This is a genomic window from Roseicyclus sp. (genome assembly GCF_052168335.1).
GTDB lineage: Bacteria > Pseudomonadota > Alphaproteobacteria > Rhodobacterales > Rhodobacteraceae > Roseibacterium.
The window spans coordinates 1-2,584 of record NZ_JBQLZP010000316.1 but is presented as its reverse complement, the minus strand read 5'-3'; the positions used below and the strand labels follow the sequence as shown (position 1 = coordinate 2,584).

3 protein-coding genes are annotated in these 2,584 nt (G+C 69.9%); 1 reads left to right on the top strand and 2 read right to left on the bottom strand.

What is annotated here, in order from left to right:
* The first annotated feature begins 36 nt into the window (after positions 1-36).
* Positions 37-546 (top strand): peptide-methionine (S)-S-oxide reductase MsrA, encoded by a 510-nt coding sequence (gene msrA, locus ACTS11_RS09830; RefSeq protein ID WP_442640142.1) that lies wholly within the window; start codon positions 37-39, stop codon positions 544-546.
* 36 nt (positions 547-582) lie between these two features.
* Here msrA and ACTS11_RS09825 read toward each other — a convergent pair whose 3' ends face one another.
* On the bottom strand, positions 583-1,251 hold the full coding sequence (locus tag ACTS11_RS09825; protein ID WP_442640141.1) for a hypothetical protein: 669 nt from the start codon (positions 1,249-1,251) through the stop codon (positions 583-585).
* Positions 1,235-2,584, bottom strand: a 1,350-nt coding sequence (locus ACTS11_RS09820) for a PucC family protein (protein WP_442640140.1), incomplete at its 5' end; no start/stop codon positions are given. The genes ACTS11_RS09825 and ACTS11_RS09820, both read right to left, overlap by 17 nt.

The window sequence follows — 2,584 nt, the reverse complement described above, 5'->3', positions numbered from 1 at the left end:
CTACGGCGAATACCTTACCCAGGTGGAGGATCTGGCATGAGCGAACGTGCAGTGCTTGCAGGCGGCTGTTTCTGGGGGATGCAGGAGCTGATCCGGCACAAGCCGGGCGTGATCTCGACGCGGGTGGGCTACACGGGCGGCGACGTGCCGAACGCGACCTACCGCAACCACGGCACGCATGCCGAGGGCATCGAGATCGTGTTCGATCCCGAGGTCATCAGCTACCGCGAGATCCTGGAGTTCTTCTTCCAGATCCACGACCCGACGACGCGGAACCGGCAGGGCAACGACATCGGCATGTCCTACCGCTCGGCCATCTACTACGTCGACGAGGCGCAGAAGGCCTGCGCGCTCGAGACGATCGCGGACGTGGAGGCCTCTGGCCTCTGGCCGGGCCGCGTCGTGACGGAGGTGGAGCCCGTGGGCGACTTCTGGGAGGCCGAGCCCGAGCACCAGGACTACCTCCAGCGCATCCCGCACGGATACACCTGCCACTTCCCGCGCCCGAACTGGGTGCTGCCCAAGCGTCGGACCGCGGCGGAATGAGCGAAGGGCCGGGATCGCCTCCCGGCCCTTTCTCTATCAGCGCCGCTCGGAGAGCGTCTTCCAGCCGAACTTCTCGGTGATGCGCGGATGGCTCGTCATCACCGAGCGCTTGGTCGGCGTCGAGACCGGGCGCGAGGAGCTGAGGATATGGCGCCCGCCGTGGATCACGCTCGACCGGCGCGGCTTGTCGGAGAGGAGCTTCTGCGGCCAGAACTTCTGCGACATGTGCCGCCCGCCCCGGTAGATGTTGTTCGGCGCCTCGCGGCGGCGGCTGATCGTCGGCCACATGAAGAGGCCCGAGAAGCTCCAGTCCGCCCAGCCCGAGCCGACATAGTCGTCCCGCGTCATCATCATCGGATGGTTCTGAAGGACCGAGGGCGTGAGGTTCTCGAGCTGCGCCTCCTCGGCGACGTAGCGGTTCTCGTTCGAGACGCCGGCATCGAGCGAGGGGATGCTGTCGGCGACCTCCATGGCGCGGCGCGCGGCGCCGAAGGGCGAGAACGGCGCCCGGCAGACGAAGAGCGTGCGGCCCGACGTCATCACCTTCGCGTATTTCTCGGCGGCGGCCGCATCGACGCGGGCCGCCGTCATCGCGTCCAAGTCCGCGGTCGTGATGACGCTGATGGTGCGGTCCGGAAATCCGTCCGCGCGCAGCGTGTCGGCCACGCGGTTCGCGGCGTCGGCCGACTCATAGAGCCGTGACACGATTGTCGTCATGGGTCTCCCTCTCTTTCTGCCGCCGCGGCGGCGCTGGCTCGATGGTGGCGGCGGGGACGTCCGGTCGAACCTGCCGATGAGGATAGCTCGGGGTCTGGTCAATTCGAGCCTGTTTTCGCCTGAGCGCCACCACCGCCGCCAGCGCGGCGGCCAGAAGCAGGAACTCCAGCGTGAAGACGGGCAGATAGGGGGTCTCGGGGCGGAAGGCCTCCGCCCCCGGCAGAGCGGCGACGAGGTCGCGGATGATGCCGCCGAGCGCGACGGCGATGCCCGCCGCCGTGGCCTGCACCGCGCCCCAGGCGCCGAGCGCGAGGCCCACCTGCTCGCGCGGGGCGCTGCGCATGGTGGCCGTCAGCGTGCCGTGACCGAAGAGCCCGGCGCCCAGACCGGCGAGGCCCGTCCCGGCCACGAAGAGCCACGGCTGGCCGAGCGGCCCCGAGGCGATGATCGCGGCGAAGGCGGGCAGCCCGGCGAGCGTGCCCCACCAGGCGACGTCCACCGGCTCGCGCCCGTCCAGGAGCACGCGGGAGGCGATGGCGAAGCCGACGAGGCCGCCAAGCGCGAGCACGGCCGTCAGGCGCGTGGTCATCGCCACCGACATGTCGAGCACCTGCCCGCCATAGGGCTCGAGTACGACATCGGCCATGCCGAAGCCCATGGTGCCGAGGCCGATGACGACGAGAAGCCCCACAGCCGTCCGCCCCCGCACGAAGAGACGCCAGGCGTCGAGGAACTCGGCGTGGGTCTCGACCTCCATCCGCCGGGCGCGGTCGCGGTCGCGCGGCTCCTGCTTCCAGAGTGCGAGGAGGTTCAGCGCCACGGTGACGACGGCCGCGCCCTGCACGACCTGCACCAGCTTGCCCGGCGTGTAGTCGGTGAGAAGCCAGCCGAACACGAGCGCCGAGGCGATCATGCCGACGAGCAGCATGACATACATGAGGCCCACGACCTTCGGCTGCTCCTCCACCGGCACGAGGTCGGTGGCGAGCGCGAGGCCCACGGTCTGCACGGTATGGACGCCCGCGCCCACGAGGAGGAAGGCGAGCGCCGCGCTCGTGTGCCCGATCCAGAGCGGCGCGTCCGCGGCCTGCTCGTAGCCCGAGAGGACCAGAAGCGCGAAGGGCATTATGGCGAAGCCGCCGAACTGGAGCATCGTGCCCTTCCAGATGTAGGGCACGCGCCGCCAGCCGAGGGCGGACTTGTGGGTGTCGGAGCGGTAGCCGATCAGCGCCCGGAACGGCGCGAAGACGAGCGGCAGCGCGATCATCACGCCCACCAGCGTCGCGGGCACCGACAGCTCGACGATCATCACGCGGTTGAG

Coding starts and splice junctions, on each gene's coding strand:
- msrA (WP_442640142.1), top strand. CDS start 37: ATGAGCGAACGTGCAGTGCTTGCAGGCGGCTGTTTCTGGGGGATGCAG.